Consider the following 23,874-nt stretch of genomic DNA (forward strand, 5'->3'; position numbering starts at 1 on the left):
GCCAGAGCGCAGTCGAGCACGTCCGACCTTCTGTCAGTCCTGGTAGGGCTTCGAGCAGGTCACCTGAGCGGCCGTCTGGCCGTGCACGTCGGACGGCAGCTGCACGGACGAGCCGTCGGTCGGCGCGGTGGTCGGCGCCGTGGTCGAACCGTCGGCCGGCGCCTGCGTGGCGCCCGCAGCCGGAGCCTGCGCCGCCGGAGCGTTCGGGTCGGCCTCCGACCCCACTCCGGTGTCGCCGGTGAGCGTGACCGCCTTGTCGTTCTGGAGCGCCTGCATCAGAGTGTCGGCGGCATCCTTGGTGGGCGCCACACCGTCGCCTTCGTAGTGGTTCGGGTACTGCACGAAGACGACCTTGGACACGTCGATGTTCTTGAGCGCCATGGCCATGGAGGCGATGGTCGTCGGGTTGTTCAGGCTCTCCGAGAGCGAGATGTTACTCGTCGCCGCCTTCGCGAGTCCGTAGACCTTCACCGGGTTGGCCAGGGTGTCCGCGCTCTTGATCGTGCGCACCAGCGCCGACAGGAACACCTGCTGGTTGCTGATGCGCCCGAGGTCGGAGCCGTCGCCCACGCCGTGGCGCGTGCGGAGGAACGCGAGGGCCTGCTGGCCCTGGAGGGTGTTCTCGCCGGCCTTCACATCGAGGCCGGTGTACGGGTCGGAGATGTCGCCCGCGACGCAGACGGAGACGCCGCCGACAGCGTTCGACATCTCGATCACGCCGTCGAACTCGATGACACCCGCGTACGGGATGTCGAGGCCGGTCAGCTTCTCGACAGTGAGAACGGTGCACGCCAGGCCGCCGTAGCTGAGGCTGTTGTTGATCTTCTGGCGGCTCATCGCGTCGAAACTGCCGCCCTTGGGGTCGGGGCAGGACGGGATGGACACGTACATGTCGCGCGGAAAGCTGACGACCGTGGCGTTCTTGTGGTCGGCCGAGACGTGCAGCAGCATCGTCACGTCGTTGAGGTTCTCTTGCCGGTCGCCGTAGGCCGCGTTGCCGCCGCCGGAGTCGCTGCCGGCGAGGAGGACGTTGAAGGCGCCGTTCATCGCGCCGACCCCTGGGGTGACGACCTTGCCTTTGGCGTCGACGAGCTTGACGGCCGGTTTGAGGCTGGTCGCGACGTCGTAGGCCGCGTAGGCGGCGACGCCGGCGGTGCTGATGCCGGCCACGGCGAGCACGCCGACGAGGAGGGCGGCGATGGTCTTGAACGGGTGGTGCCGCTTGAGGCGTCCGTGCCGGGCGACGGAGGGACCGGCTGACTTCTCCTGAGCTCGCGCCTGAGCGCGGGTGGGCATCTCGTCCATTCACTCCCTCTCGTCGGACGACGGCGAAGGCGGCGCCTGAGAAAGCGCACACCATCACCTAGTCTGACATGACCTCCTGGAAATGCTCTGGGCGGTGAAACCCCAGGTCAGCAGAAGAGTCCAAGCCGGTCAGAGGGAGCGCAGCACGGCGGCCAGCCCGTCGTCGGCGACCGTACCCGTGACCTCCGACGCCGCCGCCTTGACCTCGTCCGGAGCCTGCCCCATCGCAGCGCTGCGCCCCTCGGCGCCCGCCCACTGCAGCAGCTCGAGATCGTTGCGGCCGTCGCCGACGGCCACCAGACGCGAGGCGGGGATGTCGAGCGCGTGCCGAACGCGCTCCATGGCCGTGGCCTTGCTGACGCCGTCCGGCGAGATGTCGAGCCAGGCCGTCCAGCCGATGGAGTAGCTCACCCGCTGCAGACCCATCCGCTCGACGATCGCGAGGAACTCCTCCTCGTCGTGCTGAGGCGATACCACGACCACGCGCGTGGCCGGGTGCTGGCTGAGCTCGTCGAACCCGACCTGCTCCGCGTTGACCAGCTCCCAGTCGGTCATGCCCTCGGTGTAGCGGCGGAAGCCCGTCGGGTCCTCCACCATGAAGCTGCCCGACGGCAGGTGCGGGCGGATGGTGCGCAGCACCTCGGTCGGGTCGAATGTCTCGATGAACTCGCGGCGGTAACCGCCTTCGACGGTGTCGTCGCGCATCATCGTGAGGGCGCCGTTCGCGCAGACCACGAAACGGCTGGTCAGACCGAACTTCTCGTGGATCGGCCTCGCGGTCTCCCAGCTGCGGCCGGTCGCCAGCATCACCTCGTGGCCGGCTTCGCGCACGCGCGTCACGGCCTCCAGCACCGCGTCGCCGACGGACTCGTCCTCGTGGATGAGGGTGCCGTCGACGTCGAGGGCGATCAGCAGGCGGTCGCTCTCGGCCACAGTGCTCACGGCGCGATCGGCTCCAGCACCTCGAGGCCGCCCAGATAGGGGCGCAGCGACTCCGGGACCACGACCGACCCGTCGGCCCGCTGGTGCGTCTCGAGGATGGCGACCAGCCAGCGCGTGGTCGCGAGCGTCCCGTTCAGGGTCGCGACCGGAGCCGTCTTGCCGCTCTCGGTGCGGTAGCGGATCTCGAGCCGCCTGGCCTGGAACGTCGTGCAGTTGGAGGTGGAGGTCAGCTCGCGGTAGCGGCCCTGCGTCGGAATCCACGCCTCCACGTCGTACTTGCGCGCGGCGCTCGATCCGAGGTCGCCCGCCGCGGTGTCGATGACGCGGTAGCTCAGCCCGAGAGCCTGCATCATCTCCTCCTGCCACGCCAGCAGCCGGGCATGCTCGGCCTCCGCGTTCTCGGGCAGCGTGAAGACGAACATCTCCAGCTTGTTGAACTGGTGCACGCGGATGATTCCGCGGGTGTCCTTGCCCGCCGAGCCGGCCTCCCGCCGGTAGCAGGTGGACCAGCCCGCGTAGCGCAGCGGCTCGGCGACGTCGAGGATCTCGTCGGCGTGATAGCCGGCGAGCGCGACCTCGCTCGTGCCGGTCAGGTAGAGGTCGTCGTTGCCCAGGTGGTAGACCTCGTCGGCGTGCGAGCCGAGGAACCCGGTGCCCTGCATGACCTCCGGCTTGACCAGCGTCGGCGTGATCATGGGCACGAAACCGTTCGTCACGGCCTTGTCGAGGGCCATGTTCATGAGCGCGAGCTCGAGGCGCGCGCCGACGCCGCGCAAGAACGAGAACCGGGCGCCGGACACCTTCGCGCCGCGGGCCATGTCGATCGCGCCGAGCAGCTCGCCGAGCTCGAGGTGGTCACGCGGCTCGAAGTCGAACTCCGGGATGCCGCCGACCTCCTTCAGCACCACGTAGTCGTCCTCGCCTCCGCTGGGGACGCCCTCGACGATCGGGTTGCCGATGCGCCGCAGCACGGAGTCGAAGTGCGCCTCCGCGGTGTTGGCGGCCTGCTGCGCCTCCTTGACCCGGCCCGCGAGCTGCTGGGCCCGCGCGACGAGCGCCTGCTTCTGGTCTTTGGGCGCCTGGGCGACCTGCTTGCCGAACGCGTTCTGCTCCGCGCGCAGCTCCTCGAACGCGGTGATCGCGGCACGGCGCTCGATGTCGGCCTGCAGCGCTTCGTCCACCAGCTGCACGGAGTCGCCGCGCGCCTCCTGGGAACGTCGGACGACATCGGGATGCTCGCGCAGGAGGACGGGATCGATCACCGCCCCAGCTTATCGCCGTCGGGTGCTGCACCATCCCGTCGGGTAGCGTGATCCCGTGAGCGATCGGGAGGGGTCACGCGGCACCACTGTGGCCGTCGTCTACAACCCGGTCCGCGTCGACGTCCCGCGCGTGCGGGCGGCGGTGGAGGCCCGTGCGGCCGACATCGGCGACATCGACCTGATCTGGCTGGAGACCACGCCGGACGACGGCGGTCAGGGGCAGGTGCGCCAGGCCCTCGAACGCGGCGCCGAGCTCGTGCTCGCGGCGGGAGGCGACGGCACGGTCCGTGCCGTCGCCGAGGCCCTCCGCAACCAGGAGGCCACGCTCGGCATCCTCCCTGGCGGCACCGGCAACCTCCTCGCCCGCAACATCGGCCTCCCGTACAGCAGCATCGAGGAGGCCTGCGGCGTCGCGTTCGCCGGCGTCACCCGGCGCATCGACATCGGCGTGGCCACGGCGGAGCGCGCGGACGGCGAGCGCACGGAGCACGCGTTCCTCGTGATGGCGGGCATGGGCATCGACGCGCGGATGATCGCGACCGCCCGGCCCGAACTCAAGAAGCGGCTCGGCTGGGTCGCGTACGTCGAGTCTGCCTTCCGCGCGCTGCCCCGGTCGAAGAAGGTGCGCGTGCGCTTCGGGATCGACGACGAGCGCGAGCGCACCGCGCACGTCAGCACCATCCTGTTCGCCAACTGCGGCACGCTGCCCGGCAATCTGGAGCTCATCCCCGACAGCGAGGTCGACGACGGCCTCCTCGACATCGCGGTCCTGCAGCCGGCGACCGTGTTCGGCTGGCTGGCGATCTGGCGCAAGATCACCTGGGAGAACCGCGTGCTGCGCAAGAGCGCGCTGGGCCGCCGGATCATCCGCTTCACGAACCGGGCGGGCCGCACGCAGCTGAGCTACCTGCGCGGCCGTGCGGTCACGGTGCGGCTGGACGCCCCGGAGCCGTTCGAGATCGACGGCGACGGCTTCGGCGACGTGGTGGGACTCGACCTGACGGTCGACCCGCAGGGCCTCCGGGTGCGTGTCCCCCGCTGAACGTCGGTCAGCCGCAGGACGTGTTGACCTCCAGGAGGTCGCGGGACGTCGTGGTGATCGCGTTGACGACCGGAAGCGGGTCTCTCTGCGGATCGTCCGCCGCCTCGTAGTCGGCGAACGCCGAGTCGAGCTTGGCGAGGTCCATCTGTTCGGAGTTGATGCGGTACGACAGCGTCGAGTCGGTGACCCCGGAGGTGCTGTCCTCGAACGCCGTGGTCGCGTCGACGACCGCCTGATGCGCGGTCGTCGGGTCGTCGGCCCACGAGGACGCCGCGAGGTCGGTGAGCGCCGTCGACAAGGCGAGCGACGCATTCTCGACCGTCGTGCAATCGACCGCCGCCGGCGCATCCGCCGTCGTCTCGCTCCATGATGTCGCGGAGTGCGAGACGCTGCTGATCACGATCGTGACCACCGCGCCGACAGTCCACAGAAAGACGAACCCGACCTGCGCGTAACCGATGATCGTCCCTGCCAGCGCCAGCCCGCGGCCCTTCTCGCCCGTCCGCTTGATCTGCGCGAGCGCGATGTGCCCGCAGATGATCCCGACCAGGCCGGCGACGAAGGAGGTGGCCAACGCCACGATCGCCAGGACGTTCGTCGCCGGCTCGGGCGTGTACGGCGGCATCCCCGGCTCGTAACGGGCCCAGGCGGGTGGAGGCGGAGCCGTCGGCGGGTAAGCGGCGGGAGGCTGGTGGGGGTCGGAGGCCATAGGCCTCTCATTGTGGCGGCGAAGGCCAGGTTTCCGCTAGCGCAGCGGGTCGCCGCCCTCGCCGGAGAGTCCGTCGACCGAGTCCTCGCTATACGACACGGTTCGCGGTCGCCTCCCCGCCAGCGCCGTCAGGAACAGCAGCGCAACGAGCGTCGCGAGCCCGATCGTGATCATCGGGCCGGCGAGCATCCAGCCGAGCTGCGAGATCACGAGCGACCCGACATCGGTCGACGGGGTCGAGCCGGTGTACGAGAGGCTCACCGATACCGAGTAGAGAACGATGCCCAGCACGACGAGCCCGCCGCCGACGATCCAGAGGGCCAGCACGAGCGGATTGCGTCGCGGCGAGAGGTCGAGCCGGTCGAGGAGGCTCGGCGCCGGCACGGCGTAGGCGCGGACCAGCTCGGGGCGGTCGGCGGCCGGGTCGAGCGCAGCGGGAACGGGGTCGACGGCATCCGGCGTGACGCGCGGCAGAGCAGTCGGATTCACCGTCAGCGCTGCGGCCTCCACCGAGGGTGCCGCATCGTCGCGCTGCTCGGCCTCGACGTCCGGAGCAGCGGCCGGAGAGGGCGCCGTCCGCACCTGGGTGTGCGGCCGCTCCCCTGGCTGCGGCCGGTAGCCACGCTGGAACTGCGGGTCGTAGCGGGGGTCGAAGCCGCGTGCGGCGTCCTTCTGCTCGTCGTCCACGATCATCCCGACCTCCTGCTGCGCAGCTTACCCGTGGGAGGGCGACCCGGCACCGGCGTCATCGACGAGCGTCCCCAGCCAGGCGCGCGCTTCGGTGAAGACCTCGTCGCGGTAGCGCTGGTCGAAGTCCACGTGAGCACCGTCGGCACGCGGGTACGACCCCAGGAAGATCACCGACGGACTGAACCGTCGCAGGCCGAGGAGGGCGTCGGCCACGCGCTCATCGTGGATGTGGCCGTCGGCATCGATGACGAATCGATAGCGACCGAGGGAGTCGCCGATCGGGCGGGACTCGATGAGGCTGAGGTTGATTCCGCGGGTGGAGAACTGCTCGAGGAGGTCGAGCAGCGATCCGGGCCGGTCGTCGGGCAGTTCGGCGATCAGGCTGGTCTTGTCGGCCCCGGTCGGCGCGGGCACGCTGCGGGAGGTGCTCACCAGCACGAAGCGAGTCACGGCGTTCGGATTGTCGCCGATGTTCTCGGCGAGCACGGTCACATCGTGGTGGTCGACGATCCCGGGCGGTGCGATCGCCGCGTCGGCGGTACTGCCCTCGAACAGCGACGCGGCGGCGGCCACGTTGCTGGAGGCCGGGAGGTGGCCGTGGGCCGGGAGGTGGGCGTCGAGCCACTGGTGGCACTGCGCGTACGCGACGGGGTGCGCGTTGATCGTGCGCACGTCGGCGAGGGCGGTGCCCGGCCGCGCCACCAGGACGAAGTTGACGGGGACCAGGTACTCGCCGATGATCCGGAGGCCGGGGACGGTGGCCAGGGCGTCCTGGGCGACCGAGACGCCGCCCTCGATCGAGTTCTCGATGGCGATCATCGCCGCGACGCTGCGGCCGGCGACCACGTCGGCGAGCGCCTCCCCCACGTTGTTGACCGCTCGCCAGCTCTTGCCCCGAGCCTCCGGCACCTGCGCGAGCGCGGCCTCCGTGAAGGTGCCGGACGGCCCCAGGAAGCTGTAGACCTCGTCGACGGAGGCGGGCAGCTCGGCGGTGGGGTCGGCGGGGGCGCTGGACATGGCCCCTAGCTTATAGAGGCGCAGTGGCTTGCCGACGCGGTGCAGTGCGCACCCTCGCTCCCCACCCGTCGCCGTGGAAGAGTAGTCGCATGGACGAACGAGCAGGCACCCCCGCGCAGCCCTCCGACCTCATCGACGTCGACGCCCTGCGGCGTGCGTACTACGAGCTGAAGCCCGATGTGAGCATCCCGGAGCAGCGGGTGGTGTTCGGCACGTCCGGCCACCGCGGCTCGTCGCTGAACACCGCGTTCAACGAGGACCACATCGCTGCGACCACCCAGGCGATCGTGGAGTACCGCAACGCGCAGGGCATCACCGGTCCGCTGTTCATCGGAGCCGACACCCATCTGCTCAGCGAGTTCGCGACGACCACGGCCCTCGCAGTGCTGGTCGCGAACGAGGTGCGTGTGCTCGTCGACGAGTTCGACGACTGGGTGCCGACGCCCGCGGTGTCGCACGCGATCATCGCCTACAACAAGGCCGGTCACTCCGACCAGGCCGACGGCATCGTCGTGACGCCGAGCCACAACCCGCCGGCCGATGGCGGGTTCAAGTACAACCCGCCGCACGGCGGCCCGGCCGACACCGACGCCACCAGCTGGATCGCGAAGCGCGCGAACGAGATCATCGCCGACGGGATGCGCGACGTGCGGATGTCCGAGCCGAGCGGTGTCGAGACGTACGACTTCCGGGGCAACTACGTCGCCGACCTGAAGAACATCATCGACGTCGAGGCCATCCGGAACAGCGGCATCCGCATCGGCGCCGACCCGCTGGGCGGCGCGAGTGTCAGCTACTGGCAGGCGATCGCCGACACCTACGGTCTCGACCTCACCGTCGTGAATCCGGAAGTCGACCCGACCTGGAGCTTCATGACGCTCGACTGGGACGGCAAGATCCGCATGGACCCGTCGAGCCCGTCGGCGATGGCGTCGGTCGTCGCCCGCAGCGGCGAGTTCGACATCCTCACGGGCAACGACGCCGACGCCGACCGTCATGGCATCGTCACGCCCGACGGCGGCCTCATGAACCCGAACCACTACCTCGCGGTGGCCATCGACTACCTGTTCCGCACGCGCACCGGATGGCGTGAGGACGCGGCGGTCGGCAAGACCCTGGTGTCGTCCTCCATCATCGACCGGGTCGCGGAGTCGATCGGGCGCCGGCTGTGGGAGGTCCCCGTCGGGTTCAAGTGGTTCGTGCCCGGCCTCATCGACGGGTCGGTCGGCTTCGGCGGCGAGGAGAGCGCGGGGGCGAGCTTCCTGCGCTTCGACGCCACGGCGTGGACGACCGACAAAGACGGGATCCTGCTCGCGCTGCTCGCGAGCGAGATCCGCGCCGTCACGGGCAAGTCCCCCTCCCAGCTGTACCGCGAGCTCACCGAGCGCTTCGGCGACCCGGTCTACCAGCGGGTGGACGCACCGGCCAGCCCCGAGCAGAAGTCGGCGCTGAGCAAGCTCGACGGTGACGCGATCACGGCGACCGAGCTGGCGGGCGAGCCGATCACGGCCAAGCTGAGCCGCGCGCCCGGCAACGACGCCGCTCTCGGCGGAGTGAAGGTGGAGACGGCGAACGCCTGGTTCGCGGCCCGCCCGAGCGGCACCGAGAACGTCTACAAGATCTACGCCGAGTCGTTCGCGGGCGAGGACAACCTCCACGAGGTGCAGGAGGAGGCCAAGCGCATCGTGGGCGACGCCCTCGGCGCCTGATCAGTCGGCACCTTCAGCCGAGGGGCACGAATCGCGGCGCACGACGATCGCGAGCGCCTCGCTGAGCGGAGCCGCGGCCCGCACCGCGCTCACGATGCGCGAGACGGCGCCGGCCGCCGTCGCCGAGCCCCTCACGATCGCCTCCGCCCGCAGCAGACCGTGGTCGCCGCCGAGCGCGTCCAGCGCGCCGTCGCTCAGGCAGAGCAGGGCGTCGCCCGGCGCGAGCTCCGCGGTGCGGATGACGCGCTCCGCGCTGGATTTGCCCAGCGGGAGACCGGGCTCGAGTCGGCGCACGCCGCCCGCGGCCTCCACCACGAAGGCGAGACCGTGCCCGGCGTCCACGTACTCGACGGCACCGGACGCCGCGACCCGCGCGTGGAAGACCGTGGCGAGGACCCCCAGCCTCCCGAGGTCGTCCTCGAGGTTGTCGGAGACGGTCTCGATCGCGCGCTCGACGCCCGCGTACGGCGTGGCGCTGCGCAGCGCCGAGCGAACGGAGGCCGCGACGATCGCCGCGGACATCCCGCGGCCGACGACGTCGCCGACCGTCACGCAGAAGCCGTCGCCGTCGTCGTACCAGTCGTAGAAGTCCCCCGAGACGGCCGCGCCGGCCTCGCAGGCGGCCGCGATCTCGAAGCCGCGCGCCGCCGGCTTGCGACGCGGGAGCAGCGCTGTCTGCACCACGGAGACTCCGTCGCTCTCGGCATCCCTGTAGAGCTCGGCCTGCACCCAATCGGCCAGGTCTCGCAGCAGCTGGAGCTGATCCGCATCGAGTGTGTGCGGCTCGGTGTCGAGCACGCACAGGGTGCCGACGGCCTCACCGCCCGGGGCGTGCAACGGCTCCCCCGCGTAGAACCGGAGGTGCGGATCGCCGACCACGAAGGGATTGTCACGGAACCGGTCGTCGGCCGACGCGTCGTCGATGATCAGCGGGGCGTCCTGCGCGGCGGTGAGATCGCAGAAGGCGCTCTCACGCGGCGCTTCAGTGGTGAGCCCGCGATGCGACTTGCGCCATTGCCGCTCACCGTCGAGCAGCGTGATGCTCACCATCGGCACGTCGAAGAAGCGTTGCGCCAGCCGTGTGATGCGGTCGAACCGGTCTTCGGGCGCGGTATCGAGGATCTCGAGCGCGGCGAGCGCCTCCTGTCGGCGGTCCTCGGTGATCATCTCACCACTGTACGGAGGGGCCGCGGGGCGCCGCTGTCCTCATTTTGAGGTACTCACGACGCGGTGGGGACGCGTCGCGGCCTAGTGATACTCGGTTCCGCCCGGCACGCCGAAGAACTCCTCGAGCGTCGAGACGTTCGTCGCGTGGAGCTCGGTGGCGAGCGGGACACCGATGTACCGGAAGTGCCACGGCTCGAACGTGAAGCCGGTGACGGCGACCTTGTCGGCCGGGTACCGCAGCAGGAAGCCGAACCGCCAGGCGTTGGCGGCCAGCCACCGTCCCTGCGGCGTGTCGGCGAAGCACGCGTCGAGCGAGCACTTCGCCGGTACCGCGCTGATGTCGACGGCGAGACCGGTCTGGTGCTCGCTGTGTCCGGGGCGTGCGGTGTCGGTGTCGGCATACGGCTGGCCGTGACGGGCGACGTCGTCGTCGTAGACGCGGGTCTGCGACTCGAACGAGCGGTAGGCGCTCTGCACGGAGAAGTCCAGGCCGGCCTCCGCGTTGCCCGCCTTCAGCATCGCCACGAGCGCTCCCGCCACCTCCGGGCGCATCGGCTGATGGTTGACGTAGGTGACGTCCGGGTAGACGAGGGAGGGCGGAGTGAAGTCGATCGGGCTCAGCGGCCGGACCTTGTTGACGACGACCCAGGTGCTGTTCGGGTCGTCGATCGACTGAGCGGTCTTGTCGAGGCCGAGCGCCGTCGGAGTCGGGGTCGCGGTGGGCAGAGCTCGGGGCGTGTGGGTGGCGTGCGCCTTCGGCGGGTGCGACGGGCGCCGATGCGACGCGGGCGCCCAGCCGGCGCAGGCCGTGAGCGCGAGCAGCACGATCAGCGCGACCGTCACCGCGACACCGCGTCGGCGCACGGGCGCGCGCCTCTTGCCTCCCGCATCGCGGGAACCCCCCAGGATCACGCGAAGAGCATAGCCTGCCTCGGAGGCTACTTCGACAGGCTCCAGAAGTGGCCGATCGCGCCCGGGTGCTCGACCGTGATGGTGTGGTCGAGGTCGCGGTAGTCGTTGTCCTCGTTGTGGCCGGCCATCTGGATGGTGATCTTGCCGTTGTCGTTGTGCACGCCGGTGACGATCTGCACATGGTCGAGCGAGTCGTTGTCGTTCCAGTCGAACATCACGATGTCGCCGAGCTTGATCTTGTCGCGCTGGTCGAACGAGTACTCGGTGAGACCGAGCTTGGCGGCGTTCTCGCGGAAGTAGGTGTCCATGGCGGGCACGTAGCCCCAGGCCGGGCTCCAGTCGGCGGCGGCGTCGTGGTTGTACCAGTCGGAGTTCATCTGCCAGCCGCGGGCGACCAGGGTCTGGCTGACGAAGTTCGCGCAGTCCCCGCCGACCGGGTTGAGGTCGCCGTACTGGGCGGTGTTGTAGTTGTTCCAGTGCGCCATCGCGTACGCGAGCTGCTGGTCGACGGGCGAGACGACCTGATAGGTGAACGTCTTGCCGTCGGTCGGCACGGCCTTGCCCGCGGAGTCGGCGACGGCGACGGGCACGGCACCTGCGGCGAAGTTCTGTGCCGCGGGCACCGTGACCACGACCTTGTCGGTAGTGGCCTGCGTGATCGCTGCGGCCTGGCCGCCGACCTGTACCGATGCGACCTTCTCGAGGTTGGTGCCGGTGATGGTCACAGTCCCCCCTGACACGCTTCCCGTCGCGGGCTGGATGCCCGACACCGTCGCGTTCTTGGGTTGGGCCACGGGAGCGGCGCCCGCCACCGCCTTGGTGACGGGTGACGGCTCGCCCGCGCATCCCGTGAAGAGGAGTGCGGCGGCGGCAGCGACTGCGGCGAGAGGAAGCAGGCGGCGGGAACGGCTGAGAGAACTCATACGACCTTCGGTGATAATTCGGAGGATGTTCGGGTCGGCGTCGTTCACGGTACGCCTGCGACCTTTGCGACACCTGGACGGGGGTCATTCCGGGGATGAAGATCCTGCGGACACCCGCATGAAACCGCGGGAACCCGGGCCGGTCACCGGCCGTTCGCCCATGGCGAACAGCGACGCGACGGCGTAGTCTCGCGTTGCCGAAAGACTCGCACTGGGTGTAACTTTGCACTCTCCGCAAAATTCTTTGCCCCACACCGGTGTGACGTTCCGTGTGACGGGCGTCCCCTCATTCGACTCTCGACACGGAGACAGATGTCCAGTCAGACCAGCGCGGCGGTGTCCGCACCCAAACCGATCATGACGCATCGCCAGATCCTTCTGGTGATCTTCGGCCTCATGGCCGGCATGTTCCTCTCGGCCCTCGACCAGACCATCGTCGGTACCGCCATCCGGACCATCGGCGACGACCTGCACGGCCTGAGCCAGCAGGCGTGGGTCACCACGGCCTACCTGATCCTCTCGACGATCTCGACCCCGATCTACGGCAAGCTCTCCGACATCTTCGGACGCCGGCCGCTCTTCATCATCGCCATCGTCATCTTCATCATCGGCTCGATCCTGGCGTCGTTCTCGACCTCCATGCTCGAGCTCGCGGCCTTCCGCGCCATCCAGGGCCTCGGCGCCGGCGGTCTGATGTCGATGCCGCTCGCGATCATGGGCGACATGCTCGCTCCACGTGAGCGAGCCAAATACCAGGGCTACTTCCTGGCCGTCTTCGGTATCTCGAGCCTCATCGGCCCGCTGATCGGCGGCCTCTTCGCCGGAGCGGACCAGATCCTCTGGATCGCCGGCTGGCGCTGGGTGTTCCTCATCAACGTGCCGATCGGCATCGCCGCACTCCTCATGGTGATGCGCTTCCTGCACCTGCCGAAGCACGACAGGGGCTCCGCGCGCATCGACTGGTGGGGCGCCACGGGCGTCATCGTCGCCCTCGTGCCGCTGCTGCTCGTCGCCGAAGAGGGGCGCGACTGGGGCTGGAGCAGCCCCGGTGCGATCGCCTGCTACGTGATCGGTGTGATCGGCATCATCGCCTTCATCTTCATCGAGCGTGCGATGAAGGACGACGCGCTCATCCCGCTCAAGCTGTTCCGCTCCAGCACCTTCTCGATGGCGACCGTCATCGGAGTGCTCGTCGGCTTCGGCATGTTCGGTGCGATGCTGACCCTGCCGCTCTACCTCCAGATCGTGCTCGGCGCGACCCCGACCGAGTCGGGCCTGCAGCTGCTGCCGATGATCCTCGGTCTGATGATCTCCTCGATCGCGTCCGGCCAGATCATCGCCCGCACCGGTCACTACCGGCAGTTCCCGATCATCGGCACCGCGATGCTCGCGGGCGGATTCTTCTACCTGACCTTCATCAAGGTGGGCGACTCGTACTGGTTCATCGCCGGCGCGATGCTCCTCATCGGTCTCGGCCTCGGCCAGCTGATGCAGACGCTGACGATCGCCAGCCAGAACTCGGTCGGCCTGCGCGACATGGGTGTGGCCACGTCGGCCTCCACGTTCTTCCGCCAGATCGGTGGAACGCTGGGTACCGCCGTGCTGCTCTCGCTGCTGTTCACGGTCTTCCCGACGAACATCCAGAATGCACTCGGCGACAAGGCGACGCTGACGAACGCCTTGGATGCCGCTCTGACGCCCTCGGTGGCAGCCGCACCTGAGAACAAGCAGATCATGGACCAGATCTACAACAAGATCGTCGACCCCATCGAGAAGGGTGCGCAGGCGAAGGCGCACGCCACCGGCGTGCAGCAGCTCGTCGCGCAGGGCGTGCCGCAGGACGTCGCCGAGCAGAAAGTGCCGCCCGCGCCCATCGACTTCTCGAACGCGGACCAGCGGAAGGCCGTGGTCGACGCATCGGTGCCCGCTGTGCAGGCGCAGCTCGACAAGGCGAACGGGTCCGGCGACAGTTCGGCCACCAACGACACGTCGTTCCTGAACAACGCCGACCCGCGGCTCTCCAAGCCGTTCCTCGTCGGTTTCAACGCCTCCGCGGTGCAGGTCTACTGGGTCGCGATGATCGTGGTCCTGATCGCGTTCGTGCTGTCGCTGTTCTTCAAGACCCCGCCGCTGCGCGCCAAGTCGGCGCTTCAGGAGGCCGCGGACGCGAAGTCGGACGCTGCGGCAGCCGAGGCGGCAGCGGCCGGGGAGCGCCAGCCGGTGCCGGCGGGCGCTGTGGCGTCCGACGCCGCCGAGCGCGAGGAGCTCGAGGAGACCGACCTGGGGCTCATCGCGAGCCGAGTGGCCGGCGAGACCGGCGCGCTCATCGAGCCGGTCGTCGACACCGCGTCGGTCGCCGCGCAGCGACCGCGGCCCGCTATCGACTAGGTCGACCGGACCTCAGTCCACCTCACCGACGGAACGGCCGTCGCCCACCGGGGCGGCGGCCGTTCCGCCGTCCCGCACAGCCACCCGCCGCAGCACGAGCGGCGTCACGACACCGTGCAGCAGGATGCTGCCGACGACCGTGAGCACGGTCACGCTCAGTACGTCGGCGCTATCGCTGTCCGGGAGGTGGTTGAACGCCAGCAGGCCGAAGACGATCGTCGCCGTTCCGCGCGGGCCGACCAGCCCGATGTAGGAGCGCTCCCGCCAGCTGACAGGGGACCCGAGCATCGACACGTAGACCGGCACAGCGCGGAAGACCGTGAGCGCCAGCACCGCGATGACGAGGATGCGCCAGTCGATGCCGTCGATGATGACGGCCGTCGTCATGCCGCCCAGGATGAACCAGACGAAGTTCGCGGCGACGGTGCTCGCCTCCTCCACGAGGAGCAGTTCGTCGTGGGGCACCGCCTCCAGGTCGCTGCGCCGCGTGCGGAGGACGCGGAACATGACGCCGGCGACGAACGCGGCGACGAAGCCGTTCGCGGCGACGTCGTGCAGCGTCGCGATCCCGTAGGTCAGCAGGGGCGCGAGGAGCATCACGAAGCGGATGCCGGAGGCGTCCGCCCAGCCGCGAGCGGTGGCCCAGCGCGTCAGCACGCCGAGCAGCGCGCCCACGACGACGCCGACGACGATCGCGAACAGGGTGGCCGGGATCGCTCCGAAGAACGCGTAGACGGCCTCCGACAGGTTCTTCTCGAGTTCCTTCTCGGTGGCGCCGGTGATCTTCTCGCCGGTGTTCGCGACCTTGATGAGCGTCGGCAGGGCGACGGCGATCGCGAGCGACATGCTGAACAGCGGCGAGATGAGGCCGTCGTTGTAGCCGCTCTCCACGTTGAGGATCTGGCGTACGCGTGCGGGCACGCGGCCGGAGCGCAGCAGAGCCGTCGCCGGCGCGAAGTCGGTCGGCATCACGATGCAGGCGATCACGATGAGCACGAAGACGTTCAGCTCGGGCAGGAGCCAGCCGGTCGCCACGACGACGAGCAGCAGCGAGAGCGGGAGGGCGATCAGGACCAGCCGCGAGAGGCTGCGCCCTTCTCCCCCGAAGATGCCGCCGCGCACCTCGCAGGCGTCGACGAACAGCAGTACCGCCAGGATGAGCTCGACGACGTGCTGGGCGATGTCGCTGTCGATCGCCTCCGTGAACCCGTGCACGTCGACGAGCACGACGAGCGCCCCGAGCACGGCGAGCGCAGCCGGCCCGGCGATGCCGAAGCGCTCGAACCGGCGAGCGACCAGCGACCACAACGCCACCGCGGCGAGGCCGACGAGGATGATGACCGGCATCCGCCCCTCCTCCCCGCTCGCTGCTCGTGGCTCGCTGCGCTCGCGCTCAGTCTGTCCCCACATCCCCTCGCCCGCCAAGGATCGAAGGGCACGTTGTTGTCGCTTTCGGGCGCCGAAAGCGACAACGACGTGCCCCTCGGCGGACGAGGGCCGAACGAGACAGGTGGGTCAGAGAGCGGTGAGGAGGTCCAGGGCCAGGGTGCGGGCGTCGCGGAGGCGGCGGCGGTCGGCCTCCAGGCCCGAGCGCGCGAGCGCGCCGTGCAGCACGTACGAGAGGTGCTGGGCGGTGCGGTCGGCGTGCACGCGGTCGGTGAGCTCCCGGAGGCCCGCGGCGAGGATGGCGTCGACCTCCGCGCTGTGCCGACGGACGATCTCGCGCCCCGGGTCGCCGAGCGGCAGCTCCGCTGCGGCGTTCAGCAGGGCGTTACCGCGATACCCGGGCTCCGGCGCGAGGGCGGCCTGGTCGAGATAGGCGTCGAAGACGGCGAGGACACGCGTGACCGGGTCGGGCGCCCGGCGGGCACGCCGTGCGTAGAGCGCGAGCCACTCCGCGTGACGTGCCTCGAGGGAGGCCGAGACGAGCGCCGACTTGGAGGCGAAGTTGTTGTAGAGGCTCATCCGGGCGACGCCCGCGTCGGCCGTGATGGCGTCGATTCCGGTGGCCGCGATGCCGTCCGTGTAGAACCTCCGGATGGCCGACTCGAGGATGCGACGGCGGGCTCCGCCGGTGCGCGCACCCGAGTTGCGCGGTCGCTCGGCCACGGCGCCCTCCCTGTTATCTAGGTAGGTCAGTCTATCTAAAATTCACTTCGCGAAGATCACGGTTCGATTACGGCGGAGGGTGATCGCCCGCGAGATTCCGCGGTGGAGCGTCGCGATCTCGTAGATCCCGGATTTTCAACGATGAGAGCGCGATCACACTGCGTCTTGACAACGCCGTCGCTGCCGCTCTACATTCACTCTCGATCCGTGAGAGCGCTCTCACACCACCCGAAGAGAGCGCTCTCACAGACTCACCAGACCCAACAACTCACACGCACAAGGGAGTGATCCGTGAAGCTTTCACGTCGCACCAAGGTCGCGGCGGCAATCGCCGGCGCGGCCTCGTTCGCCCTCCTCGCGGCCGGCTGCTCATCGAGCGGCGGCGATGCGGGGACCAGCTCGAATCCGATCACGCTGACCGTCACGACGTTCGGCACGATGGGCTTCGACAAGCTCTACTCGCAGTACGAGAAGGAGCACCCGGGCATCAAGATCAAGGCGACCAACATCGACACCGGTGACAACGCCCTGACCGACTGGCAGACCAAGGAGGCCGCGGGCAGCGGACTCCCCGACGTCCAGGCCGTCGAAGAGGGCTGGCTGTCCAAGGTCATGCAGGTCTCCGACCAGTTCAACGACCTCAAGGACTACGGCGCCAGCGACATCAAGAGCCGCTGGGTCGACTGGAAGCTGAAGCAGGCGACCGACAAGAACGGCCGCATCATCGGCTACGGCACCGACATCGGACCGGAGGGCCTCTGCTACAACGGCAAGCTCTTCGCCGCGGCGGGCCTGCCGAGCGACCGCGAGTCCGTCGCCAAGCTGTTCGGCGGCGACAACGCCACCTGGGACGACTTCTTCAAGGTCGGCGAGCAGTACAAGGCCGCCACCGGCAAGGCCTTCTACGACCAGTCCGGCTTCATCTGGAACGCGATGGTGAACCAGCAGCCCGAGGGTTACTACACCAAGGACGGCAAGCTCAACATCGAGAACAACAGCGACCTCAAGGCGCTGTGGAGCAAGCTGGCCGGCGGCGCGGCAGCGGGCCTCTCCTCCAACCAGACCCAGTGGGACTGGGGCAAGGGCAAGGCGTTCACCGACGGCTCGTTCGCCACGTTCGTCTGCCCGGGCTGGATGCTCGGCGTCGTGCAGGGCCAGGTCAAGGCCGGCGGCGGCGACGCCTCCACCGGTTGGGACTTCGCCAACGTCTTCCCGGGCGGTGCGGCCAACTGGGGCGGCTCGTTCCTGACCGTGCCGAAGCAGTCCAAGCACCCGAAGGAGGCCGCGGCCCTCGCCGCGTGGCTGACCACCGCCAAGTCGCAGGTCGCGACCTTCCAGGCGGCCGGCACGTTCCCCTCGGTCACCGCGGCGCAGTCCGACCCGGGCGTGACCGGTGCGAGCGACCTGACGAAGTTCTTCAACAACGCCCCGGTCGGCCAGATCCTGTCGGAGCGAGCGAAGGGCGTCGTCGCCCAGTACAAGGGCCCGGACGACTCGGTCATCCAGTCGCAGGTGTTCGGACCGTCGGTGCAGCAGCTCGACTCCGGCAAGGCGAACGGCGATCAGGCCTGGGCCAACGCGATCACGCTGCTGAACCAGCTCGTCGTCAACAAGTAGTACACCTCACCAGTCGGGCCCCGCTGCTGCAGGCGGCGGGGCCCGAACACCTCCCGACCCCCGGAGAACCGCATGACCACCGTCACCCGCACCCCGGACGCCGCACCCGCGGCCACCCGGCGCGATCGCGACGACCGCCGGGCGCTCACCTTCAAGCAGAAGCTCAGCCGCTTCGACGTCAAAGCCTCCCCGTACTTCTACGTCGCGCCGTTCTTCGTGCTGTTCGCCCTCGTCGGCCTGTTCCCTCTCGTCTACACGTTCGTCGTTTCGCTCAATAACTGGAACCTCCTCACCGGCCCCGGTGACTGGGTGGGTTTCGCCAACTACCTGGCCGAGCTGAAGGACCCGTTCTTCTGGAACTCGCTCTTCAACACGGTCAGCATCTTCCTGCTCTCCGCCATCCCGCAGCTGATCGCCGCCGTCTTCATCGCGGCGATGCTCGATCAGAACATCCGGGCCAAGACCTTCTGGCGGATGAGCGTGCTGCTCCCCTATGTCGTGACCCCGGTCGCGGTGACCCTGATCTTCTCGAGCGCGTTCGACGAGAAATACGGACTCATCAACAACATCCTCCAGGCCGTCGGCCTCGACCCGGTGATGTGGAAGACGGAGGTCTTCCCGTCTCACCTGGCGATCGCCACGATGGTCAACTGGCGCTGGACCGGTTACAACGCGCTGATCCTGCTCGCCGCGATGCAGGCGGTGCCGCGCGACATCCACGAGTCCGCCGCGCTCGACGGGGCCGGCCAGTTCCGCCGGTTCTTCTCGATCACACTGCCGAGCATCCGCCCGACCATGATCTTCGTCATCATCACGGCGACCATCGGCGGCCTCCAGATCTTCACCGAGCCGAAGCTGTTCAACCCGTCCAGCGCGGTGCCGGGGGGCCCGCAACGGCAGTACCAGACGACCGTGCTCTACCTGTGGGACATGGCGTTCAACCGCCAGAACTTCGGAAAGGCCTCCGCGATCGCGTGGATGCTGTTCCTCATCATCGTGCTGTTCGGCGTGCTCAACTTCCTGATCTCGCGGCGCATCGCCTCCACGGAGGCCCGCGTGCACCGCAGGAGGACCGCGCGCCGGCTGGCGACGAGCCGAGTCCAGTCCACCGACGCCGACGCCGACGCGAGCGCCGAAGGCGCCCTGGCGCTGACCGCAGCGAGCGAGGAGAAGAACGTATGACCACCGCGACCCGCGCGCCGTCCCCGGTTGCGAAGCAGCGCGACCCGCGCCGCCGCGCCCTCGGCATCGATCGGCGCCCCGGCTTCCTCACCTACGGCGTCCTGCTGGCCATCTTCATCGGCGGCGCCTACCCGCTGTGGTGGTCGTTCGTCGCCGGCTCGAGCAACAGCACCGTGCTCACGGCGACCTGGCCTCCCCTGCTCCCCGGCGGCCAGTTCTGGACGAACATCGGCCAGGTGCTCGACACCGTGCCGTTCTGGCAGGCGCTCGGCAACTCGATCATCGTCTCGACGGTCATCACGGTCTCCGTCGTCGCCTTCTCGACGCTCGCCGGCTACGCGTTCGCGAAGCTCCCCTTCCGGGGCCGCAGCGGCCTGATGGTCTTCGTCATCGCCACCCTCGCCGTTCCGACGCAGCTCGGCATCATCCCGCTGTTCATGGCGATGAAGCAGTTCGGCTGGACCGGAACCCTCGGCGCGGTCATCGTGCCGACCCTGGTCACCGCGTTCGGCGTCTTCTTCATGCGGCAGTACCTGGTCGACGTCATCCCGGAGGAGCTCATCGAGGCCGCCCGCGTCGACGGCGCGAACATGATCAGCACGTTCTGGCACGTGGGCGTCCCGGCGGCACGGCCGGCCATGGCGATCCTGGGCCTGTTCACCTTCATGACCGCGTGGACCGACTACCTGTGGCCGCTGCTCGTGGCCCCGCAGAACCCGACCCTGCAGGTCGCCCTGAGCCAGCTGCAGTCGGCCAAGTACGTCGACTACTCGATCGTGCTCGCCGGCGCGGTGCTCGCGACCATCCCCCTGCTCATCCTCTTCGTGCTCGCCGGCCGGCAGCTGGTCTCCGGCATCATGGCCGGCGCGGTGAAAGGCTAAGAATGACCGACGACCACATCTCCCGGGGCCTCGCTGCGCCGTCCGAGCACGGCTGGCCTGCCGGCTTCCTGTGGGGCTCGGCCACCGCGGCCGCGCAGATCGAAGGCGCCGCGCACGAGGACGGCAAGGAGGACTCGATCTGGGATGCCTTCGCACGCGTCCCCGGGGCCATCGCCGGTGGGGACACCCCGGAGCGCGCCGTCGACCACTACCACCGGATGCCGCAGGACGTCGCACTGATGGCGGAGCTCGGCCTCCAGTCGTACCGCTTCTCGACGTCGTGGGCGCGCATCAATCCGGGCGACCGGCAGGTCAACCGCGCCGGTCTGGACTTCTACAGCCGCCTGGTCGACGAGCTGCTGGGCGCGGGCATCCTGCCGTGGCTGACCCTGTACCACTGGGATCTGCCGCAGGCGCTGGAGGAGCGCGGAGGCTGGGCGAACCGCGACACGGCGTACCGGTTCCGCGACTACGCGGTCGCGGTGTACGACGCGCTCGGCGACCGTGTCTCGCACTGGACGACGTTCAACGAGCCGCTCTGCTCCTCGCTGATCGCGTACGCCGCCGGCGAGCACGCGCCGGGCCGCCGGGAGCCGCGCGCCGCGCTGGCCGCCCTGCACCACCAGCACCTCGCACACGGGCTCGCCGCCGCCGCGATCCGCGACCTCGCGGCGGAGCACGACGGCCGCGCGGAGCAGCTGCGCCTCGGCATCACGCTCAACCTGACGAACGCCGTGCCGAACGACCCGAAGGACGCCGTCGACCTCGACGCCGCCCGCCGCATCGACGGTCTTTGGAACCGCATGTACCTCGACCCGCTGCTCGAGGGCACCTACCCGGCGGACGTGCTGGAGGACCTCCGCGACTACCGGTTCGAGGAGCTCGTGCACGACGGCGACCTCGGTGCGATCCGACAGCCGATCGACTTCCTCGGCGTCAACCATTACCACGACGACAACGTCAGCGGTCATCCCGCGCCCGCCGGCGTTGTCCTCGCTCCGGTGCCGACCGACCGGCCCACGTCGTCTCCGTTCGTGGGCAGCGAGTTCGTCACATTCCCGTCCCGCCACCTGCCGACGACCGCCATGGGCTGGGAGGTCAACCCGAGCGGCCTCCGGGAACTGCTGGTGCGGCTCACGGCCGAGTACCCAGCGCTCCCTCCGCTGTACATCACCGAGAACGGCGCCTCGTACGACGACACCGTGGACGACGACGGCCGCATCCGCGACCTCGAGCGCGAGGCGTACATCGTCGCGCACCTCGACGCGGTGCGGGAGGCCATCGCCGACGGCGCCGACGTGCGCGGCTACTTCGTCTGGTCGCTGCTCGACAACTTCGAGTGGGCGTGGGGCTACGCCAAGCGGTTCGGGATCGTCCACGTCGACTACGACACCCAGCAGCGCACGGTGAAGGACTCGGGCCGCGCCTACGCCCGCATCATCGCCGAGGCGGCCGGTGGAGCGGGCGACGCGGTGGGCGTGGCCACTGGATCTGCCGCGGCTCGCGCCTAACATGGGTCGGGCGTCATCATCGGCGCCCGACCCCCTGAAGCGCCGAGAACCCGACGCATCGAGAAGAGGAACCATGACGACGGAACAGGTGGACGGCCGCTCCGCGCCGACCCTGGAGGCCGTGGCCGCACGCGCAGGCGTGTCGCGCGCGACCGTCTCCCGCGTCGTCAACGGCTCCACCAAGGTGACTCCGGAGGTGGCGGCGGCGGTGACGCGCGCCATCGCCGACCTCAACTACGTTCCCAACCGGGCCGCCCGCTCGCTGGCCTCCCGGCGCACGCAGGTGATCGCGCTGGTGGTTCCGGAGTCGACCGCGAAGGTCTTCGCCGACCCGTTCTTCGCCTCCATCGTGCAGGGCGTCGCGCTGAGCCTCGCCGACACCGAGTACACCCTCAACATGGTGATCTCGTCGGAGACGAACCCCGACAAGACCCGCCGGTACCTCATGGGCGGCAACGTGGACGGGGCCCTCGTTGTCTCGCACCACTCGGGCGACCACTCGTACGCCCAGCTGGGCTCGACCCTCCCGATCGTGTTCGGTGGCCGGCCGGTGAGCGAGTCGCAGCACGAGTCGTACTTCGTGGACGTCGACAACGTGGCCGGATCGGCAGGGGCTGCCGAGCACCTGATCGCCCGGGGTCGCCGCAACATCGCGCTCATCACGGGCCCGCAGGACATGCCGGCCGGTCTCGACCGCTTCACCGGCTGGCATGACGCGCTGCGGGCGCACGGCCTCGACACGTCGCTCGTCGAGTACGGCGACTTCTCCCCCTACTCCGGCATGGAGGCGATGCGGAGGCTGCTCGCGACCGGCCGGCCGATCGACGGGCTGTTCGCCGCGAACGACCAGATGGCCGCGGGCGCCTACTCGGCCATCCACGAGGCCGGGCTCGACATCCCGGGCGACATCGCGGTGGTCGGCTTCGACGACGACAACTTCGGGCTCACCGCCACTCCGCCGCTGACCACCGTGCACCAGCCGTCCATCGGCCTCGGCGAGGCGATGGCCCGCGTGCTCGTGCGCCGTCTCGCGGGCGAGCCCGTCGACCGCGTGACGCTGCTGCCGACCGAGCTGGTCGTCCGCCAGAGCGCCTGACGCCGGCCGGTCGGGCGCGGCTCAGGCCAGGCGGCGGTAGAGGCGGTTGCCGACCACGGCGAGCGCGAAGCCGGTCGTGGCGATGGCGGAGACGCCTCCCGCGTACGCGATGAACAGGTGCTCGGTGCCGTTCTGCGTGGAGTTGTAGGTGACCACGAGTGCGACGGCGGCGACGACGCCGCACGCCGCCGCGAGCCAGACCAGCGCCCAGAGCTTGGAGCGCACCGGCGGGTCGGCGGGTCGCAGCCGGAAGGCGGCGAGCACGATCCCGGCGATGCATGCCCAGAACGCGACCACGAGCATGGCGGCGATGACATCGGACGGCCGGTGCCACTGCTCGACCAGCGTGGAGGCTCCCGCCGCGACCGTGAACAGCGCGCCGAGCACGGCGGCGAGCGGGCGGTAACGCGGCGCCGTCACCAGGAACACGAGCACGGCGGCGGAGGCAGCCACGGAGGTGTGCCCCGACGGCAGGGAGTTCGCGAGCCCGGTGTCCACGCCCTTCGCCGGACGTGACAGCACGGAGTACTTCAGCACCTGGGTGCTCACGTTCGCCGCGATCGCGCCTCCGGCGGCGATCGCGAACACGAGCCAGTTGCGTCGCACGAGCACGATGATCAGGGCCGCGACCGCACCGATCACGACGGCCGCGACCGGGAGGGCGTTGAGGAACGACTGGGCGAAGTCGATGAGGTCGCCCTTCCACGCGTTGGCGCCCGCGAACGACCGCTCGTCGATGACCTGGCCGATGTAGCTGCGCACGAAGAACAGGTACACGGCGACGAAGAGCAGGGCCGTACCGAGCGCGCCCCAGACGAACGGGAGGGCACGGAGCACGGCGGTTCGCATAGTCATCAACCCTTCCACACCGTTCCCGGGAAGTCCCGGAAAGCCCGGCACGAGAATCCCCGCACCACCGGCTCGTGCGCTTTGCGCTGGTGCGCGCGCCGGGCGCACGGTGTAGGACGAATTTCATGAAGAGCTTCACCAACACGATCGACATCGAGGCACCGGCGCACGATGTCTACCTGGCCCTGCGCTCGGTCGACGGCTACGCCGCGTGGCTGCGGCACTCCATGGTCTATCGCGGCACGCGCGCGCCCGCGACGCCGCCAGACGCCTACCCGACCTACGAGGACTCCACCATGATCGGGCGGATGCGCGGCGAGCTGATCGAGGAGGTGCCCGACCGGGAGCTGCGCTTCCATCAGGCGAAGCGGTCAGGGCGCGTCGATGCCCTCATCGTCTACGACGTCACCGACGCGGGAGGCCGCACGACGGTCACCCGTGTCGGCGAGCTGACCACGCACGGCGTCTACCGCATGGTGGAGCCGATGTTCGTGCGGATGGCGGCCGCCGAGAGCGCACGCACCATGAAAGCGCTCAAGGCGCACGTCGAGCGCGCGAGCTGA

21 protein-coding genes are annotated in these 23,874 nt (G+C 69.5%); 9 read left to right on the forward strand and 12 right to left on the reverse strand.

The annotated features are described in order from the left end of the window. Positions 1–33: 33 nt before the first annotated feature. From ASF88_RS16805 to serS, 3 genes are all read right to left on the reverse strand, one after another. Complete coding sequence (locus ASF88_RS16805; RefSeq protein ID WP_055921434.1) at positions 34–1,305, reverse strand: LCP family protein; 1,272 nt, start codon at positions 1,303–1,305, stop codon at positions 34–36. A gap of 129 nt (positions 1,306–1,434) precedes the next feature. Beyond that, positions 1,435–2,247 carry an HAD family hydrolase gene (locus ASF88_RS16810; protein WP_442915035.1) on the reverse strand — a complete coding sequence of 271 codons (813 nt, stop codon included), beginning with the start codon at positions 2,245–2,247 and terminating at the stop codon, positions 1,435–1,437. Continuing rightward, positions 2,244–3,509 carry a serine--tRNA ligase gene (gene serS / locus ASF88_RS16815; RefSeq protein ID WP_055921439.1) on the reverse strand — a complete coding sequence of 422 codons (1,266 nt, stop codon included), beginning with the start codon at positions 3,507–3,509 and terminating at the stop codon, positions 2,244–2,246. The genes ASF88_RS16810 and serS overlap by 4 nt, the downstream gene beginning before the upstream one ends. Positions 3,510–3,564: 55 nt before the next feature. Between serS and ASF88_RS16820 the strand changes: the two genes are divergently transcribed. Continuing rightward, positions 3,565–4,551: a diacylglycerol/lipid kinase family protein gene (locus ASF88_RS16820; protein WP_055921441.1), complete on the forward strand. Its 987-nt coding sequence runs from the start codon at positions 3,565–3,567 to the stop codon at positions 4,549–4,551. A gap of 7 nt (positions 4,552–4,558) precedes the next feature. On the opposite strand, the gene ASF88_RS16825 is transcribed toward ASF88_RS16820, so the two are convergent. Genes ASF88_RS16825 through pheA form a run of 3 tightly spaced genes read right to left on the reverse strand, consistent with a single transcriptional unit; the run spans position 4,559 to position 6,967 of the window. Continuing rightward, positions 4,559–5,260, reverse strand: coding sequence for a DUF4190 domain-containing protein (locus ASF88_RS16825; protein WP_200935313.1), 702 nt, complete (start codon positions 5,258–5,260; stop codon positions 4,559–4,561). A gap of 36 nt (positions 5,261–5,296) precedes the next feature. Continuing rightward, positions 5,297–5,953 carry a hypothetical protein gene (locus tag ASF88_RS16830; protein ID WP_200935314.1) on the reverse strand — a complete coding sequence of 219 codons (657 nt, stop codon included), beginning with the start codon at positions 5,951–5,953 and terminating at the stop codon, positions 5,297–5,299. A 21-nt stretch (positions 5,954–5,974) separates the two neighbouring features. Next, on the reverse strand, positions 5,975–6,967 hold the full coding sequence (gene pheA, locus ASF88_RS16835) for a prephenate dehydratase (RefSeq protein ID WP_055921447.1): 993 nt from the start codon (positions 6,965–6,967) through the stop codon (positions 5,975–5,977). Positions 6,968–7,056: 89 nt separating this feature from the next. Between pheA and pgm the strand changes: the two genes are divergently transcribed. Further along, complete coding sequence (gene pgm, locus ASF88_RS16840; RefSeq protein ID WP_055921450.1) at positions 7,057–8,676, forward strand: phosphoglucomutase (alpha-D-glucose-1,6-bisphosphate-dependent); 1,620 nt, start codon at positions 7,057–7,059, stop codon at positions 8,674–8,676. Here pgm and ASF88_RS16845 read toward each other — a convergent pair whose 3' ends face one another. The 3 genes from ASF88_RS16845 to ASF88_RS16855 form a co-directional block, all read right to left on the reverse strand. Further along, the gene (locus ASF88_RS16845) at positions 8,677–9,843 is read right to left on the reverse strand and encodes a PP2C family protein-serine/threonine phosphatase (protein ID WP_055921453.1); all 1,167 of its coding nucleotides are present in this window, start codon (positions 9,841–9,843) and stop codon (positions 8,677–8,679) included. An 81-nt stretch (positions 9,844–9,924) separates the two neighbouring features. Further along, positions 9,925–10,755, reverse strand: a complete 831-nt coding sequence (locus ASF88_RS16850; RefSeq protein ID WP_235493535.1) for a M15 family metallopeptidase — start codon at positions 10,753–10,755, stop codon at positions 9,925–9,927. Positions 10,756–10,781: 26 nt separating this feature from the next. Further along, entirely contained in the window at positions 10,782–11,678 is an 897-nt protein-coding gene (locus tag ASF88_RS16855; protein ID WP_055921456.1) for an amidase domain-containing protein, read from the reverse strand. Positions 11,679–11,990: 312 nt separating this feature from the next. On the opposite strand from ASF88_RS16855, the gene ASF88_RS16860 reads away from it, so the two are divergent. After that, positions 11,991–14,066, forward strand: a complete 2,076-nt coding sequence (locus ASF88_RS16860; RefSeq protein ID WP_055921459.1) for an MDR family MFS transporter — start codon at positions 11,991–11,993, stop codon at positions 14,064–14,066. A gap of 12 nt (positions 14,067–14,078) precedes the next feature. On the opposite strand, the gene ASF88_RS16865 is transcribed toward ASF88_RS16860, so the two are convergent. Further along, positions 14,079–15,413 (reverse strand): cation:proton antiporter domain-containing protein, encoded by a 1,335-nt coding sequence (locus ASF88_RS16865; RefSeq protein ID WP_055921462.1) that lies wholly within the window; start codon positions 15,411–15,413, stop codon positions 14,079–14,081. A 168-nt stretch (positions 15,414–15,581) separates the two neighbouring features. Beyond that, positions 15,582–16,175 carry a TetR/AcrR family transcriptional regulator gene (locus tag ASF88_RS16870; RefSeq protein ID WP_055921465.1) on the reverse strand — a complete coding sequence of 198 codons (594 nt, stop codon included), beginning with the start codon at positions 16,173–16,175 and terminating at the stop codon, positions 15,582–15,584. 291 nt (positions 16,176–16,466) lie between these two features. Here ASF88_RS16870 and ASF88_RS16875 point away from each other — a divergent pair, with 291 nt between their 5' ends. From ASF88_RS16875 to ASF88_RS16895, 5 genes are all read left to right on the forward strand, one after another. Beyond that, positions 16,467–17,792 (forward strand): ABC transporter substrate-binding protein, encoded by a 1,326-nt coding sequence (locus tag ASF88_RS16875; protein ID WP_055921468.1) that lies wholly within the window; start codon positions 16,467–16,469, stop codon positions 17,790–17,792. 72 nt (positions 17,793–17,864) lie between these two features. Beyond that, positions 17,865–18,974 (forward strand): carbohydrate ABC transporter permease, encoded by a 1,110-nt coding sequence (locus tag ASF88_RS16880; RefSeq protein WP_055921472.1) that lies wholly within the window; start codon positions 17,865–17,867, stop codon positions 18,972–18,974. After that, entirely contained in the window at positions 18,971–19,855 is an 885-nt protein-coding gene (locus ASF88_RS16885; protein WP_055921474.1) for a carbohydrate ABC transporter permease, read from the forward strand. Before ASF88_RS16880 ends, ASF88_RS16885 begins: the two co-directional genes overlap by 4 nt. A 2-nt stretch (positions 19,856–19,857) precedes the next feature. Further along, complete coding sequence (locus ASF88_RS16890; protein WP_055921476.1) at positions 19,858–21,366, forward strand: GH1 family beta-glucosidase; 1,509 nt, start codon at positions 19,858–19,860, stop codon at positions 21,364–21,366. A 73-nt stretch (positions 21,367–21,439) separates the two neighbouring features. Next, positions 21,440–22,462 carry a LacI family DNA-binding transcriptional regulator gene (locus ASF88_RS16895; RefSeq protein ID WP_055921478.1) on the forward strand — a complete coding sequence of 341 codons (1,023 nt, stop codon included), beginning with the start codon at positions 21,440–21,442 and terminating at the stop codon, positions 22,460–22,462. A gap of 21 nt (positions 22,463–22,483) precedes the next feature. On the opposite strand, the gene ASF88_RS16900 is transcribed toward ASF88_RS16895, so the two are convergent. After that, a complete protein-coding gene (locus ASF88_RS16900; RefSeq protein WP_235493536.1) occupies positions 22,484–23,317 on the reverse strand; it encodes a phosphatase PAP2 family protein in 834 nt (277 codons plus the stop codon). A gap of 119 nt (positions 23,318–23,436) precedes the next feature. On the opposite strand from ASF88_RS16900, the gene ASF88_RS16905 reads away from it, so the two are divergent. Further along, positions 23,437–23,874, forward strand: a complete 438-nt coding sequence (locus ASF88_RS16905; protein ID WP_055921483.1) for an SRPBCC family protein — start codon at positions 23,437–23,439, stop codon at positions 23,872–23,874.

This window comes from Leifsonia sp. Leaf336, assembly GCF_001423695.1.
Classification (GTDB): domain Bacteria; phylum Actinomycetota; class Actinomycetes; order Actinomycetales; family Microbacteriaceae; genus Leifsonia.

Bases quoted from the DNA above. Each gene is read 5' to 3' on its own strand.
- ASF88_RS16805 (WP_055921434.1), bottom strand. From the start codon at position 1,305: ATGGACGAGATGCCCACCCGCGCTCAGGCGCGAGCTCAGGAGAAGTCA.
- ASF88_RS16825 (WP_200935313.1), bottom strand. From the start codon at position 5,260: ATGGCCTCCGACCCCCACCAGCCTCCCGCCGCTTACCCGCCGACGGCT.
- ASF88_RS16830 (WP_200935314.1), bottom strand. From the start codon at position 5,953: ATGATCGTGGACGACGAGCAGAAGGACGCCGCACGCGGCTTCGACCCC.
- pheA (WP_055921447.1), bottom strand. From the start codon at position 6,967: ATGTCCAGCGCCCCCGCCGACCCCACCGCCGAGCTGCCCGCCTCCGTC.
- pgm (WP_055921450.1), top strand. From the start codon at position 7,057: ATGGACGAACGAGCAGGCACCCCCGCGCAGCCCTCCGACCTCATCGAC.
- ASF88_RS16845 (WP_055921453.1), bottom strand. From the start codon at position 9,843: ATGATCACCGAGGACCGCCGACAGGAGGCGCTCGCCGCGCTCGAGATC.
- ASF88_RS16855 (WP_055921456.1), bottom strand. From the start codon at position 11,678: ATGAGTTCTCTCAGCCGTTCCCGCCGCCTGCTTCCTCTCGCCGCAGTC.
- ASF88_RS16860 (WP_055921459.1), top strand. From the start codon at position 11,991: ATGTCCAGTCAGACCAGCGCGGCGGTGTCCGCACCCAAACCGATCATG.
- ASF88_RS16865 (WP_055921462.1), bottom strand. From the start codon at position 15,413: ATGCCGGTCATCATCCTCGTCGGCCTCGCCGCGGTGGCGTTGTGGTCG.
- ASF88_RS16880 (WP_055921472.1), top strand. From the start codon at position 17,865: ATGACCACCGTCACCCGCACCCCGGACGCCGCACCCGCGGCCACCCGG.
- ASF88_RS16885 (WP_055921474.1), top strand. From the start codon at position 18,971: ATGACCACCGCGACCCGCGCGCCGTCCCCGGTTGCGAAGCAGCGCGAC.
- ASF88_RS16890 (WP_055921476.1), top strand. From the start codon at position 19,858: ATGACCGACGACCACATCTCCCGGGGCCTCGCTGCGCCGTCCGAGCAC.
- ASF88_RS16895 (WP_055921478.1), top strand. From the start codon at position 21,440: ATGACGACGGAACAGGTGGACGGCCGCTCCGCGCCGACCCTGGAGGCC.
- ASF88_RS16900 (WP_235493536.1), bottom strand. From the start codon at position 23,317: ATGACTATGCGAACCGCCGTGCTCCGTGCCCTCCCGTTCGTCTGGGGC.
- ASF88_RS16905 (WP_055921483.1), top strand. From the start codon at position 23,437: ATGAAGAGCTTCACCAACACGATCGACATCGAGGCACCGGCGCACGAT.